Below are 13441 nucleotides of genomic sequence, written 5' to 3'. Positions count from 1 at the left end.
TCCACTCTCAGGCCCTTTTTTCGTGCCTGCGAGGGGCCCGTCCGGGTCCCGGCCGGCGCATCCGCCGGCGCCCTGCGACCGGAGGCACCATGCGCGACGACGTCCTCGACCTGCTCCGCCGCCGACCCGACGTCGAGGCGCCCGCCCTCGTCGCGGTCGATGCGAGCGACCGCCTCCTGCTCGACCTCGCCGCCGGCCGCTCCCGCGTCGCCGTCGTCGGCGACGCCTACGGCGCGCTCACGCTGGCCCTCGCCGCGGACGGCGTCTCCGTCTCCTCCGCGCAGGACTCGATCACCGCCGAGCACGCCCTGGCCGCGAACGCCGAGGCGGTCCGCACCGCCGGCATCGAGCTCGCCCCGTTCATCGTCGCCGAGTCGATCGCGCAGGCCGTCGACGGCGCCGAGCTGGTGCTGCTGCGCCTCCCGCGCTCCCTCGACGCCCTCGCCGCGATCGCGGCCGAGGTCGCGCTCGCGAACCCGGCCGCGCAGCTCATCGCCGCCGGCCGGATCAAGCACATGTCGCTCGGCATGAACGACGTGCTGGCGCGCCGCTACGGGCGGATCGACGTCAGCCTCGCCCGGCAGAAGTCGCGCGCCCTGCTGGCGAGCGAGGCGCTCGCCGACCAGCCCGCGGCCCCGGGGGCCGAGCGCCGCCGCCTCGGCGACATCGGGCTCGAGGTGGTCGCGCTGCCGGGCGTCTTCGCCGGCGCGAAGCTCGACCTCGGCACGCGCGCCCTGCTCGCCGCACTCGACCCCTCGGCGCTGCCCGGGGGAGTCGCGGTCGACCTCGGCTGCGGCTCCGGAGTCCTCGCCGCCTCGCTCGCCCTCGCCCGGCCGGACCTCGACGTGCTCGCGACCGACAGCTCCCGTGCGGCCGTCGACTCGGCCGGACTCACGGCCGAGGCGAACGGCCTCGGCGACCGGATCCGGCTGCTCCGCGACGACAACGCGTCCACGCTCACGGACGCCTCGGTCGACGTCGTGCTCTGCAACCCGCCCTTCCACTCCGACGGCGCCGTGACCGACCTGGTCGCCCGCCGGATGATCCAGGCGGCCGGCCGCATCCTCCGTCCCGGCGGCGAGCTGTGGACGGTCTTCAACTCGCACCTCGCGCACCCCGCCGAGCTGCGCCGCTCGGTCGGCTCGACCAAGATCATCGAGCGGAGCGCGAAGTTCACCGTCGCGCGCAGCCGCCGCGACGCCTGACCGCAAGCCCCCGCCGCGCCTGGAGGCTCCGCGGCCCGCTCGCGGGTACCATCGCTCTCCGGCGTCTCCCCGCGCCGTTCCCCTGAAGCCCCGGAGGCCGTCGTGCTCGAAGTCGTCCTCGTCCTCGCCCTGATCGCCGCGGTGGCGGCGGTCGTGCTCTGGCGCCGGTCCGCCGCCGCCGAGCGCCGCGCCCGCGACGGCCGCGCCGAGGAGTCCGCCCGCGCCGCCGCCCTCGAGCTGGCCGTCCGCGAGCACGAGGCGCGCCTGCGCATCGTCGGCGAGCTGGAGCAGCTCGCCGTCCGCAGCGCGGCGAAGGTGGTGGAGGAGGCCGAGAGCGTCCGCGTCACCATCGAGCGCGATACCGCCGCCGCCTCGCGCTCCGCCGTCCGCGCCGTGCGCGCCGCCGAGGCGTCGCTCGCCCAGCTGCGCCGCATCGCGACCGTCGCCGCCGTCGATCCCGGCGCGCTGCCCGCCGCCGGCGGTGCCGCCGCCCTCGTCAAGAGCGCTCGCGAGCGCGGGCTGGTCGTCGCGGAGGAGACGTTCGGCGAGCCGTTCCCACTGCAGGACGGCGCGGACGTCGCCGTGATGCGGGTGCTCGAGTACGCCTTCGACGAGGCCCTCGAAACCGGCGGCACCGGCACCGAGCTGCGGATCACCTCCCGCTGGACCGCCACGGGCCTGCGCGTCGAGGTCGACGACGACCGCGAGCGGCACGGCGCCGCCGAGTCCGACGCGAGCGCCCTCGACGCCGACCTGCACGCGCTCACCGACCGGATCGACAGCCCGGCCCTCGCCGAGCTGCGCGAGCGCGCCTCCCTCTTCGGCGGAGACGTCGTCGAGAAGCGCACCCCGGGCGTCGGCCGCAGCGTCACCGCGTCGTTCCCCACGGTCCGCCACCACAACGGCGTCCACGGGGTCGACCTGGCCTGAGCGGGTGTCGGCGGGTCAGTCCTCGAGGTGCTCGAGGCCGGGCGTCCAGGAGACGCCGGGCACGCCCCAGCCGCGCTTGCGGGTGATCTTCGCGACCGGCTTGGCGTACTCGTGCTCGAGGCGGTCCGTGTAGAGGACGCCGTCGAGGTGGTCGAACTCGTGCTGGAAGACGCGGGCGAACCAGCCCTCCGCCTCGATCTCGAACGGCGTGCCGTCGAGGTCCACCGCCCGGAGGATCGCGCGCTCGGAGCGCCGCAGCGGGAACCGCTCGCCGGGGAAGGACAGGCAGCCCTCGGACTCGGTGTCCTCGTCCGCCTCGCCGAGCGGCGTCGGCGTGACGAACAGCTCGGGGTTGATCGCGACGCCGCGGCGGGGAGTGCCGTCGTCGGCCTCGTAGTCGTAGACGAAGAGCCGCAGCGCCACGCCGACCTGCGGGCCGGCGAGGCCGACGCCGGGCGCCGTGTCCATCGTCTCGAACATGTCCGCGACGAGCGTGCGGAGGGTGTCGTCGAACTCGGTGACGGGGGCGGCGGGGGAGTGCAGGACGGGGTCGCCGGCGATGCGGATGGGGAGGACGGCCATGACGTCCAGGGTATCGCGGGCGCCCGATCCGCCCGTCCTGTCCGTCATCCGCTGGTCTTCGCAGGTCCCCCGTGCGTCGGAGGATGCGCGGATCGAATCTGGGTAGGGTCGACCCCATGCCCACTGATCTCACTGAATTGGCGGATCAGTTCACCCTCGATCCCGCGCAGTTCATCGGCATCCCGCTCGCGCTGATCGGCGCGGTCTTCCTCTCGCTCGGCGCGCAGTTCCAGCACCGGGGGGTCGTCAAGGTCGAGCGGTTCTCCAAGCGCTCCGGGTCGAGCGGGCTCAGCGGCGGGCAGCTGTTCGCGCTGCTCTCGCGACCGTCCTGGGTGATCGGCACGCTGATGCTGGCGCTCGCGATCGTCTTCCAGCTGACCAGCCTCGGCTTCTCGCCGCTCATCGTCGTCCAGCCGCTCGGCGCCGTCGCGCTCGTCATCACCGCGGTCGTCAACGCCAGGGTGAGCAAGGTGCGACTGAACACGTCCTCCATCCGGGCGATCATGCTGTGCGTCGGCGGCGTCGGCGTCTTCGTGCTCGTCGCCGCCTTCAACGCGGTCGACAAGTCGATCCAGACGTCGCAGCTGATCACGATCCTGGTGATCCTCGCGGTCGTGCTCACCGTCTTCGTGATCGCGTTCCGGGTCTTCCGCAAGAAGGCGCGGGCGATCTTCTACATCCTCGGCGCGGGCGTCGTCTACGGCTTCGTCGCGACCCTGGCGAAGGTGGTGCTCAACCGGATCAAGTACGGCGAGTTCGACCCGCTGACGGTCGTCTGCATCGTGGCGCTGCTCGCCGCGACCGCGCTCGGCGGCTACTTCGTGCAGAACGCCTACTCGTCCGGACCGCCGGACCTCGTCGTCGCCGGCCTCACCGTCGTCGATCCGCTCGTCGCCGTCGCGATCGGCATCATCGTCCTGGGCGAGGCGCAGTACGCGGCGCCCTGGGCGATCCCGCTCTTCATCGCCGCGGGAGTGGTCGCCATCTGGGGCGTCTTCCTCCTCGCGAAGCACCACCCGCAGGCCCGCTGAGGCGACCGACGCGGGGCGCGAAATCCCGGGATCCGCGGGCCCCCGCACCTACACTGGGACCGCTTCGAGACGCCGCGCACCCGCCCGACCCACGCCGATCGCTCCTCTCCTCCGAGCGACACGACACCGTTAGGACCCACTCCGTGTCAGATCCCCGCGACGCGTCACGACCCGAGTCGTCGACCGGTGAGTCCGCCCCGGCGGACGCCGCCCGCCGCCCGCTGACCGTCGTGATCGGCTGCGACACCTTCGCGCCCGACGTCAACGGAGCCGCCAAGTTCGCCGAGCGCCTCGCCGCCGGCCTGCAGGCGCGCGGCCACGAGGTCCACGTCGTCGCCCCGTCGGCCGACGGCTGGAGCGGCACCCGGGTCGAGAGCCACGAGGGCCAGCGGATCATCGTCCACCGCCTCTTCAGCCTCCGCTGGTACCCGCACGACTGGCTGCGCTTCGCGCTGCCGTTCCGCATCCGGCAGAACAGCGCGCGGATCCTCGACGAGGTGAAGCCCGACGTCGTGCACTTCCAGTCCCACGTCATCGTCGGCCGCGGTCTCGGCCAGGAGGCGGCCAAGCGCGGCATCCGCATCATCGGCACGAACCACTTCATGCCCGAGAACATGCTCGAGTTCACGCTGCTGCCCAAGGCCGCCCAGGCGAAGGCCGTGGCGATGGCCTGGCGGGCCGCCCGCCGCACCTTCGGCCGTGCCGAGGCGGTCACCACGCCGACCCGCAAGGCGGCCCAGTTCCTCGAGAAGTACACCGGCCTGCAGGGCGTGCACGCCATCTCCTGCGGCATCGACGCCGACAACTACACGCCGGACTTCACGCCGCGCACCGCCAACCGCATCCTCTTCGTGGGTCGCGTCACCGGCGAGAAGCACATCGACGTCCTGCTCCGCGCCGTCTCGCTGCTCGACGCCTCCCTCGACGCGCAGCTCGAGATCGTCGGCGGCGGCGACCAGATGCGCAACCTGCAGCAGCTCGCGTCGACCCTCGGCATCGCCGACCGCGTCCACTTCACCGGCTACGTCTCCGACGCCGAGCTGAAGGAGGCGTACACCCGCGCCACCGTCTTCGCGATGCCCTCCATCGCCGAGCTGCAGAGCATCGCGACCATGGAGGCGATGGCGTCGGCCCTCCCCGTGGTCGCCGCCGACGCGATGGCGCTCCCGCACCTCGTCCACGACGGCGAGAACGGCCACCTCTTCGAGCCCGGCAACGCCCAGGCCCTGGCCGACCGCCTGACCGACGTGCTCTCGGCCGACCCGGAGCGCCTCGAGTCGCTCAAGCGCGCCTCGCTCCGCATCGTCGCCGCCCACGACATCAACCGCACGATCAGCACTTTCGAGAGCCTGTATCGTGGGGAGCCGGTGGCCGATCCGGCCGCCGACGCAGCGTCCGCTCCGGCAGGCCGAGCCGCCTCCTGACGGTCCGCCCCGCTCCCTCGGGCGCCGCGGGGCGTTAGCTCAGCCGGTCAGAGCAGCGGACTCATAATCCGTCGGTCACGGGTTCAAGTCCCGTACGCCCTACTTCCGTCCCCTCTTCGTCGCGCCGCCGATCCGTGCCTCGAGACCGCGAAAGTCGTCGTACTCGCACTCCGAGTACGACAACTCCTGCGTGCTCGACGCGACCTCGCCGTCGGACCCCGCCGCGCGTGCGCGGAAGTCGTCGTACTCGGGCGGCGAGTACGACGACTTCTGCGGAGTGGAGGAGTGGCGGCGCGTCAGGCGTCCGGGCGGGACTTCTTCAGGCGTGACTTCGCGGCGCGCTCGGTGAGGACCGAGAGGTAGTCCTGGACGGGGCGGTCCGCGAGGGAGTCGAGCTCCTTCTGGACGGCCGCCTCCACCTCGTCGGCGGGGCGGTCGGGGAAGCGGGTGCGCAGGCGCGCGGACACTTCGGAGACGATCTGGTCGAGGTTCACTTCAGCGGTCACGGGCGGATCTTCCTCCCTTCTGGTTAACGGACGGTGTTCCTCCGATATCGACGCCGTCGGGCGCTAGCACGTCCGCGGTCCGGAAGCCCGTAGTGGCCGCTCTCCGCACGACGTGGTTCGCTGTTCTCGTGCCTGACCTCCCGATGTTTCCGCTCGGCTCCGTGCTGCTGCCGCACATGCCGCTCCCGCTCCGGCTGTTCGAGCCGCGGTATCTGCGGATGCTCGGCGACGTGCTCGAGGACGAATCGCTCTCCTTCGGCGTCGTCCTGATCGAGCGCGGACAGGAGGTCGGCGGCGGCGATCAGCGCTTCCCGGTCGGTGCCGTGGCGAAGATCCTCAACATCGACGGCGCGGAGTCGTTCGTCACCATCGACTCGGTGGGGGAGGAGCGCTTCGAGGTCGTCCGCTGGTACGACGACGACCCGTATCCGAAGGCTGAGGTGCGCACCCTGCCGCCGCTCGAATGGGCCCCGGAGCACGAGGAGCTGCTGCGATCGGCCGAGTCCGCCGTCCGCACGGCGCTGGCGGTCGCGAGCGAGTTCGTCGAGCAGCGCTACGGCGCGGTCGTGGAGCTGGCCGAGGATCCGACGGCGCACGCGTGGCAGCTCGCCGGCGTCGCGCCCGTCACGGAGCTCGACCGGCTCGCGTTCCTCCGCAGCTCGTCGATGACGGAGCTGCTCGAGGCCGTGCGCGAGCGCTCGGCCGAGGCGACCGAGTCGTTCCGGGCCGGCTGGGCCTGACCCTCCGGGCGGACGGCCTTCCGGCCGGACGCCCCCGTCCTCACTCCTCGAGGACGACCCCGCGCTCCGCGGCGAGCTGCGCCAGGTCGTCGACGACGACGAGCGCCATCCGCACCGAGCGGTCGCGGCGGTACTCCTCGTCGTCCGCGTCGATCCGCGGCGCCCGGTCGAGCGTCTCCTCGATCGACTGCGAGAGCTCGCGCCACGCGTCCTGCCGCGCATCGTCGACGAGCGCGGCGAGGTACTGCTCGTCCCGCGCGCGGTGGCGGAGCGAATCGGCCACGGCGAGCGAGAGCCGCTCGCGGTGGTCGAGGTTGTCGATGTCCGCGGAGCGGTAGTCGTGCACGTGGTCGGAGCGGCCGCCGACCAGGGTCGCGTCCGCGGCGATGGCGCGCAGGCGCTCGGCGGCGGCCTCCGACTCGCCGGCGAGCTTCTCCAGCTCCGCAGCGGCGATGACGGAGTAGTGGCCCACGTCGAAGGGGACGCCCTCGGCCAGTCCGTCCATCAGCACGCGGTTCTTCACGGCCATGCGGCTCGCGTACTGCGCGAGCAGCAGACCTTCCTCGGTGGCCTCCTCGACCGACACGGGCTCGCGCGACGGGTTCTCGTCCGGGTCGTACGGCTGCATCTTGAACCTGGGTCGACGGCGGAACCACACGCGCGCCACCTGCACCCTCGGCCAGAGCGCTCCGCCCGCCGGAACGCCTCTTCGAGAATACCGGTCGTGCGGGCGCGATTGTCGGCCGCGCGGGACTCCCCGGGACGATCCTCCGCGGGCGGGCGCCGACCCTGGCGACACGCCGATCGACCTGTCGTCGGGCGTGGCGGACGTGCGGGGGCGGGCCCGCATCGCGTTGACTGTCCTGATGGACTCCCGACGCCTCTCGGTCGTCGTCCCCGTCAAGGACGACGCCCGGCATCTCGAGCGGCTGCTCGCCCTCCTCGCCGAGCAGACCCTCACCCCCTTCGAGATCGTCGTCGTCGACGACGGCAGCACCGACGACAGCGCGGACATCGCCCGCGCGGCGGGGGCGAGGGTGATCGTGCACGGCGGCAGCGGCATCCCCGCCAGCACCGCCCACGGCTTCGACGAGGCGCACGGCGACGTGCTCGCGCGCCTGGACGCGGACTCGCAGCCCGACCGGCACTGGCTCGCCCGGATCGCGGCGCACTTCGCCGACCCTGCGGTGGGCGCCGTCACCGGTCCCGGCCGCTTCGTCGAGCTCGGGCCGGTCGCGCAGGTGCTCGCGCGGATCGTCTATATGGACGCGTACTTCGTGCTGATGGGATCAGCCCTTGCGAACTGGCCGCTCTTCGGCTCGAACTGCGCCGTCCGCCGCTCCGCGTGGGCGGAGATCGCCGAGGAGATGCATCGCGACGACCCGTACGTGCACGACGACGTCGAGATCAGCGTGCACCTGGGGCTGCGCCACCGCATCGTCTACGACCGCCACCTCGAGGTCGGCATCTCGGCGCGACCGTTCGGCGCCCCCGCCGACATGGTGCGGCGCCTCGACCGGGCCCTGCACACTCTCCGGCGGCACCCCGGACTCGGCGACCCCGTGCAGCGCTGGATCCACCGCACCCGGCGCCGGCACCTGGAGCGGCTGCGGACCGTCGCGGCCGCTCGCCGCGGTCTGCGCTAGGACTCCGCCGGGGACGTCGCGGGAGCGTCGGCCGGTCGCGGCGCGTCCTTCGGCATCGCTCGGACCGCGAAGAGCATCCCGACCGCGAGCACCGTCAGCGCGATGCAGACGAAGCGGGTGCCGGCCGCGAGGCCCTCGGGCGTGGGGTCGCCGCCGCCCGCCTGCGCGTTGACGATCGCGCCGAAGACCGCGACCGCCACGGCGCTGCCGATGTTGCGGGCGAAGAAGTTCGTCGACGAGACCACGCCGCGCTCGTTCCACTCCACGCTCGCCTGCGCGCGGATGAGGGTCGGCGTCGCGACCAGGCCCATCCCCGCGCCGATCAGCACGCAGAAGCCCGCGATCTCCCAGAGGCTCGACGAGGCGCCGAGGAGGATGGTCAGCCCGGTGCCGACCGTCACCAGCGAGGCTCCGATGAAGGCGGTGCGCCGGAAGCCGATCCGCAGGTACAGCCGCCCGGAGAGGCTCGCCGCGACCGGCCAGCCGAGCGTCATCGCGGCGACCGCGAAGCCGGCTCCGAGCGCGGAGCTGCCGAGCACGCCCTGCGCGAAGGTCGGGAAGTAGGACGTGACGCCGAGCGTGATCGCGCCGACGGTGACCGAGACGAGGCTGGTCGAGACCAGGACCCGCCGGGTGAGCACCCAGAGCGGCAGCACCGGCGCCACCGCCCGACGCTCGATGGCCACGAAGCCGGCGAAGGCGAGCGCGGCGACCACGAACACGCCGACTCCCGCCGGCGACAGCCACGGCCAGGCGTTGCCGCCCTCGAGCAGGCCGAGGATGAGCAGCGCCGTGCCGACCGCGAGGACCGAGGCGCCGGCGAGGTCGAGCGGGGTGCGCTCGCCGCGCGTGGTCTCGCGGAAGCTCCGGACCAGGAGGAACGCCGCGAGCAGGCAGAGCGGGATGTTGACCAGGAAGATCCAGCGCCAGGCACCGAGGTCGGACAGGACGCCGCCGAGGGTGGGGCCGACGACCGAGGAGATGCCCCAGACGCTCGCGAGGTAGCCCTGCGTCTTCGCGCGCTCGGCGACCGTGTAGATGTCGCCGGCGATGGTGATGCCCATCGGCTGGATCGCTCCGGCGCCCAGGCCCTGGAGGGCGCGGAAGGCGATCAGCGCCGGCATGCTCCAGGCCAGGCCGCAGAGCAGCGAGCCGAGGAGGAAGAGTCCGATCCCGATCAGCATGATGGGCTTGCGGCCGACCACGTCGGACAGCTTGCCGTAGAGGGGGACGGAGACCGCCTGTGCGAGCAGGTAGACCGAGAACAGCCACGGGAACTGCTCGAAGCCGCCGAGGTCCGCCACGATCGAGGGCACCGCTGTCGAGAGGATCGTCGCGTCGAGGGCGACCAGGGCGGTCGAGATCATCAGCGCTAGGAGGATCGGGCCGCGCTCCGAGCGCAGTCCGACGCTCGCGCGCGTGGGGGAGTCGGTCATTCGGACCACGCTATTGCAGAGCCGGGCGATGGAACGGGGACTGGACGGGCTCGGTAGACTGGGCCTATGGAACTCGTGCTCTGGCTCGTCGTAGCCGCCATCGCCGGTGTCGGCCTCGTCTCCGGAGCCGCCGCTCTGATCGCCATGACGAAGGCGCCCTGGTCCGACGGCAAGTGACCGTCGGCGAGTGACCGCCGGCGCCGCTCCTCACTCGTAGCACCGCACGACGCTCCAGCACGGATCGGTCGAGGCGACGACGTCGAGCACGAAGGCTCCGCCCGTCTCGAGATCCGTCGCCTGGAAGCGCCAGCCGCCGATGCTGACCGGCACGTCGCCGAAGGTCGGCGGGAAGCCCGCGAGCGGCGCCCACCACTCGCTCGTGCACGTCCACACCGTCGGCCGGTCGCTCACGCGGTAGCGGCCGCCCCGCCATTCGAGCGCGACGGGCACGCCGTCCGCGTCGGTCGCGACCAGCGCCGTCTCGTCGATCACCGCCATCGTGGGTGCTCCCGCCTGCTCCGCTCGACCCGCCGATGCCGACTGGCCGTTCGAACATGTGTTCGATAGTCTGCGAGTGTACGCCGCGGTGACCGTGCTCGCCACGGCCGCGGACCGACCGGGCAGGAGGCGAGATGATCGAGTGGAGTCCCCTCCAGATGCTGCGCAGCAGCGGGCCCGACGAGTGGGTGATGGTGGACGCGATGCGGACGGGGCGGATCGGGCTGATCCGCCGGATCGAGATGGGTCCCTACCGCGAGAGCTGGTACCGGGCCGTCACGTGGGCGGCGGAGCCGAGCCGTCGGACGCTGGTGGGCTACTCGCGGTCGATGGAGACGATCGCCGCGGCGCTCTGGGCGCACCAGCCGCTGACTGCGCAGGAGAAGCCGTTCCCCGGCTATCCTGCGACGAAGCCGGCCGCGACGTCCGCCCCGTGAGTCCGGCGGCTGAGCCCGTCGTCCGAGCTCGCGGCGCCGCGGAGGAGAATGGCCGGATGCTCTTCGCGCTCACCGGTGGCCCTACGGGGGAATGGCGGGCCGTCGCCGCGGACGGCTCGAGCGCCCAGGTCGGCGGCGGGCGCGGTCCGGCCGAGCTGGCCGCCTTCGTCCGCGAGCACGAGGCGGCCCGGCCGCGCTGGGTCTGGGACGACACCGCCCGCTGGTACCCGGTGCTCCTGGCCGAGGGCGTGCACGTCGCGCGTTGCCACGATCTCCGCCTCGCCCGGGCGATCCTCCGGCGCTCGGAGCAGACGGCGCGCTCGCCGCTCGCCCTGGCGGCTCCCGACGCCTGGGACGGCGGAGCGGCCGCACCGGCCGCCGGTGACACGCTCCTCGGCTTCGAGGAGGCGCCCGCCGAGACGGACGAGCTGGACCCGCTGGTCGAGCTGGCGCGGCAGGAGGAAGCGCAGGCCTCGGCCGCCGAGGGTGGGCGCCTGCGGCTGCTGCTCGCGGCGGAGTCCGTCGGCGCGCTGATCGCGCGCGAGATCGCGGCGGCCGGGCTGCCCTGGCGGGCGGACGTGCACGACCGCGTCCTCACCGAGCTGCTCGGCCCGCGGCCGCAGTTCGGCGGTCGGCCCGCCCGGCTCGAGGCGCTGGCCGAGGCGGTCCGCCGCGAGCTGGGCGCTCCCGAGCTGAACCCCGACTCGCCGGCTGATCTCGTCCGCGCGCTCCGCCGCGCGGGGCTGGCCGTGGAGTCGACGCGCTCCTGGGAGCTGCAGTCGATCGAGCACCCCGTGATCGCGCCGCTGCTGGAGTACAAGAAGCTCTCGCGGCTGCTCACCGCCAACGGCTGGGCCTGGCTCGACGCCTGGGTGCACGAGGGGCGCTTCCGCCCCGAGTACGTCGTCGGCGGGGTCGTCACCGGCCGCTGGGCGACGTCGGGCGGCGGTGCGCTGCAGCTGCCGCGGCAGATCCGCGCCGCGGTCACCGCCGACGCCGGCTGGAAGCTCGTGGTCGCCGACGCCGCTCAGCTGGAGCCGCGGATCCTCGCCGCGCTGGCGGGCGACACCGTGATGGCCGCGGCCGGTCGCGGCAAGGACCTCTACCAGGGCATCGTCGATGCGGGCGTCGTGCCCGACCGGCCGCGCGCGAAGGTCGCGATGCTCGGCGCGATGTACGGGGCGACCAGCGGCGAGGCGGGGCGCCTGATGCCGAGGCTCGCGCGCGCCTACCCGCGCTCGGTCGCGCACGTCGAGGCGGCGGCCCGCGCCGGTGAGCGCGGCGAGCCGGTCTCCACCTGGCTCGGCCGCAGCTCACCGCCCGGCGATGCGGAGGCGACGGGCCAGCGCGCTCGCGACTGGGGGCGCTTCACCCGCAACTTCGTCGTGCAGGGCACGGCCGCGGAGTGGGCGCTGTGCTGGATGGGCGAGCTGCGCGCGCGGCTGCGCACCGAGGGCAGCGGGACCGCGCACCTCGTCTACTTCCTGCACGACGAGGTGATCGTGCACGCGCCCGCGGGGGAGGCCGAGCGGGTCGCCGCGATCGTCCGCGAGGCCGCCGTCCGCGCCGGCCGGGCGCTCTTCGGCGATCAGGACGTCGACTTCCCGGTCACCGTCGCGATCGCCGACGCCTACGACGAGGCGAAGTGAGCGCTCATCCGGGTCGGCGGTCGGGACTCAGTACCAGTGCGGCGAGCGCGAGTTCCACTTCGACCAGGCCGTGCAGGGCGAGCCGTAGACGCTCTTGATGTAAGACAGCCCCCAGTCGACCTGCGTCGCCGCATTGGTCTGGTAGTCGGCGCCCGAGGTCGCCATCTTGCTGGCGGGCAGGGCCTGCGGGATGCCGTAGGCGCCGGAGGAGCGGTTCAGCGCGTTCCAGCGCCAGCCCGATTCGCCGTTCCACAGCGGGATGAGGCAGCTGTCGACCTGGTCCTGGCCCCAGCCGTAGTTCCCGACGACCGAGCGGGCGTAGTTCTGCGCCTGCGCGGGCGACATGCCGTCGGTGCGGCCGGCGTAGGTGCCGAGCGCGGCGATGGTCTTCGCGGTGCTGTTCTTGCCGGACTGGTCGTCGTCACCGAGCTCGACCGGGCCGCTGCCACCGGATCCGCCGCTGCTCACGGGAGCAGCCGGTGCGGGTGCGGAGGGCGACTTCGCCGCCTGCTGGCGACGAGCCTCGGCCTCGGCGGCCAGGCGCGACTGGCGCTCCTGCTCCTCGAACGCGGCCTTCGCCTCCTGACCGGTGGCGAACTCCTGCTCGAGCGCCGCCGTGGTGTTCTTCAGCGAGGCGAGCTGCTCGTAGAGCTGGGCGCTGTACTGCTCCTGGTCGGCGACCTTCGCGTCGGCCTCGGACTGCGCGGCCTGGGCGGTCGCGAGCGCGTCCTTCGCGGCGCTGACGAGCGAGAGCCGCTCGGTGCGCGCCTGCTCGGCCTGGCCGGCGAGGGCGGCCGCGGCGTTCTCGGTCGTCTCGGCGTCGCTCTGGAGGCGGCTGGTCTGCAGCGTCAGCTGACTCATGGTGCCGAGACGGTAGAGCAGCTGATCGGACTGCTCGCCGCCGACGAGGAGGTTGAGCGTCGCGTCCGTGCCGCCGTTGCGGTAGAGCTGGGCGGCGAGGCGGCCGGCCTGCTCCTTCGCGGCGTCGGCGTCGGCCCGGGCGGCGGCCGCACGCTCCTCCAGGGCGGTGACGCGCTGCGTCGCCTCGTCGAGCGCGCTCTGAGCGGCGTCCGCCTCGGAGGCGCGGGCGATGGCCGCGTCGGTGAGGGCGGCGGCCTGGTCGCGCAGATCGGCGAGGATCGCGGTGATCCGGTCGACCTCGGCGGAGGTGGCGCTCTCGCTCGACTTCGCAGCCTCGACGTCCGACCAGGACGGGTAGTCGGCGGGGTCGTAGGCGGAGGCGGACAGCGGAGCGGCGAGGGCCGCGCACAGGACGAGGACCGTGCCCGCACCCGCCGCGACGAGGCGTCGGCGCGCGGAGCTGGACACGCGGAGGCCGAGGGGCGAACGGGTCATA

The 13441-nt window shown here is 73.4% G+C and carries 14 protein-coding genes and 1 tRNA gene; 9 read left to right on the top strand and 6 right to left on the bottom strand.

The window, feature by feature from the left end; all coding sequences use genetic code 11:
- Positions 1-89: 89 nt before the first annotated feature.
- Together GSU72_RS11860 and GSU72_RS11855 are read left to right on the top strand one after the other, a co-directional pair.
- Positions 90-1205 (top strand): class I SAM-dependent methyltransferase, encoded by a 1116-nt coding sequence (locus tag GSU72_RS11860; protein ID WP_159985194.1) that lies wholly within the window; start codon positions 90-92, stop codon positions 1203-1205.
- A 102-nt stretch (positions 1206-1307) separates the two neighbouring features.
- Positions 1308-2135 (top strand): hypothetical protein, encoded by an 828-nt coding sequence (locus GSU72_RS11855; protein ID WP_159985192.1) that lies wholly within the window; start codon positions 1308-1310, stop codon positions 2133-2135.
- A gap of 15 nt (positions 2136-2150) precedes the next feature.
- Here GSU72_RS11855 and def read toward each other — a convergent pair whose 3' ends face one another.
- Complete coding sequence (def, locus tag GSU72_RS11850) at positions 2151-2717, bottom strand: peptide deformylase (RefSeq protein ID WP_159985190.1); 567 nt, start codon at positions 2715-2717, stop codon at positions 2151-2153.
- Between the two features lie 116 nt (positions 2718-2833).
- Here def and GSU72_RS11845 point away from each other — a divergent pair, with 116 nt between their 5' ends.
- The 3 genes from GSU72_RS11845 to GSU72_RS11835 all read left to right on the top strand — a co-directional run bounded on the left by GSU72_RS11845 (position 2834) and on the right by GSU72_RS11835 (position 5274).
- The gene (locus tag GSU72_RS11845) at positions 2834-3748 is read left to right on the top strand and encodes a DMT family transporter (protein ID WP_159985188.1); all 915 of its coding nucleotides are present in this window, start codon (positions 2834-2836) and stop codon (positions 3746-3748) included.
- Positions 3749-3981: 233 nt separating this feature from the next.
- Complete coding sequence (locus GSU72_RS11840) at positions 3982-5172, top strand: glycosyltransferase (protein ID WP_159986795.1); 1191 nt, start codon at positions 3982-3984, stop codon at positions 5170-5172.
- A 28-nt stretch (positions 5173-5200) separates the two neighbouring features.
- Positions 5201-5274, top strand: a tRNA-Ile gene (locus GSU72_RS11835).
- Positions 5275-5468: 194 nt separating this feature from the next.
- On the opposite strand, the gene GSU72_RS11830 is transcribed toward GSU72_RS11835, so the two are convergent.
- Complete coding sequence (locus tag GSU72_RS11830; protein ID WP_159985186.1) at positions 5469-5678, bottom strand: hypothetical protein; 210 nt, start codon at positions 5676-5678, stop codon at positions 5469-5471.
- 143 nt (positions 5679-5821) lie between these two features.
- Here GSU72_RS11830 and GSU72_RS11825 point away from each other — a divergent pair, with 143 nt between their 5' ends.
- On the top strand, positions 5822-6418 hold the full coding sequence (locus GSU72_RS11825; protein WP_159986794.1) for an LON peptidase substrate-binding domain-containing protein: 597 nt from the start codon (positions 5822-5824) through the stop codon (positions 6416-6418).
- 40 nt (positions 6419-6458) lie between these two features.
- On the opposite strand, the gene GSU72_RS11820 is transcribed toward GSU72_RS11825, so the two are convergent.
- Positions 6459-7046, bottom strand: a complete 588-nt coding sequence (locus GSU72_RS11820; RefSeq protein WP_159985184.1) for a hypothetical protein — start codon at positions 7044-7046, stop codon at positions 6459-6461.
- A gap of 238 nt (positions 7047-7284) precedes the next feature.
- Here GSU72_RS11820 and GSU72_RS11815 point away from each other — a divergent pair, with 238 nt between their 5' ends.
- On the top strand, positions 7285-8064 hold the full coding sequence (locus GSU72_RS11815) for a glycosyltransferase (protein WP_159985183.1): 780 nt from the start codon (positions 7285-7287) through the stop codon (positions 8062-8064).
- On the opposite strand, the gene GSU72_RS11810 is transcribed toward GSU72_RS11815, so the two are convergent.
- Together GSU72_RS11810 and GSU72_RS11805 are read right to left on the bottom strand one after the other, a co-directional pair.
- On the bottom strand, positions 8061-9500 hold the full coding sequence (locus GSU72_RS11810) for an MDR family MFS transporter (protein WP_159985182.1): 1440 nt from the start codon (positions 9498-9500) through the stop codon (positions 8061-8063). The genes GSU72_RS11815 and GSU72_RS11810 overlap by 4 nt on opposite strands.
- A gap of 207 nt (positions 9501-9707) precedes the next feature.
- Complete coding sequence (locus GSU72_RS11805) at positions 9708-9998, bottom strand: hypothetical protein (protein ID WP_159985181.1); 291 nt, start codon at positions 9996-9998, stop codon at positions 9708-9710.
- A gap of 134 nt (positions 9999-10132) precedes the next feature.
- On the opposite strand from GSU72_RS11805, the gene GSU72_RS11800 reads away from it, so the two are divergent.
- Both GSU72_RS11800 and GSU72_RS11795 read left to right on the top strand, forming a co-directional pair.
- Positions 10133-10435, top strand: a complete 303-nt coding sequence (locus tag GSU72_RS11800; protein ID WP_159985180.1) for a hypothetical protein — start codon at positions 10133-10135, stop codon at positions 10433-10435.
- Positions 10436-10491: 56 nt separating this feature from the next.
- A complete protein-coding gene (locus GSU72_RS11795; protein ID WP_159985179.1) occupies positions 10492-12084 on the top strand; it encodes a bifunctional 3'-5' exonuclease/DNA polymerase in 1593 nt (530 codons plus the stop codon).
- 27 nt (positions 12085-12111) lie between these two features.
- Here GSU72_RS11795 and GSU72_RS11790 read toward each other — a convergent pair whose 3' ends face one another.
- Positions 12112-13440 carry a hypothetical protein gene (locus tag GSU72_RS11790; protein WP_159985178.1) on the bottom strand — a complete coding sequence of 443 codons (1329 nt, stop codon included), beginning with the start codon at positions 13438-13440 and terminating at the stop codon, positions 12112-12114.
- Between the last annotated feature and the right edge of the window lies 1 nt (position 13441).

It is taken from the genome of Rathayibacter sp. VKM Ac-2760, assembly GCF_009834185.1.
Lineage (GTDB): Bacteria > Actinomycetota > Actinomycetes > Actinomycetales > Microbacteriaceae > Rathayibacter.
The sequence above is the reverse complement of the archived record's forward strand: the minus strand, read 5'-3'. Positions and strand labels throughout refer to the sequence as shown.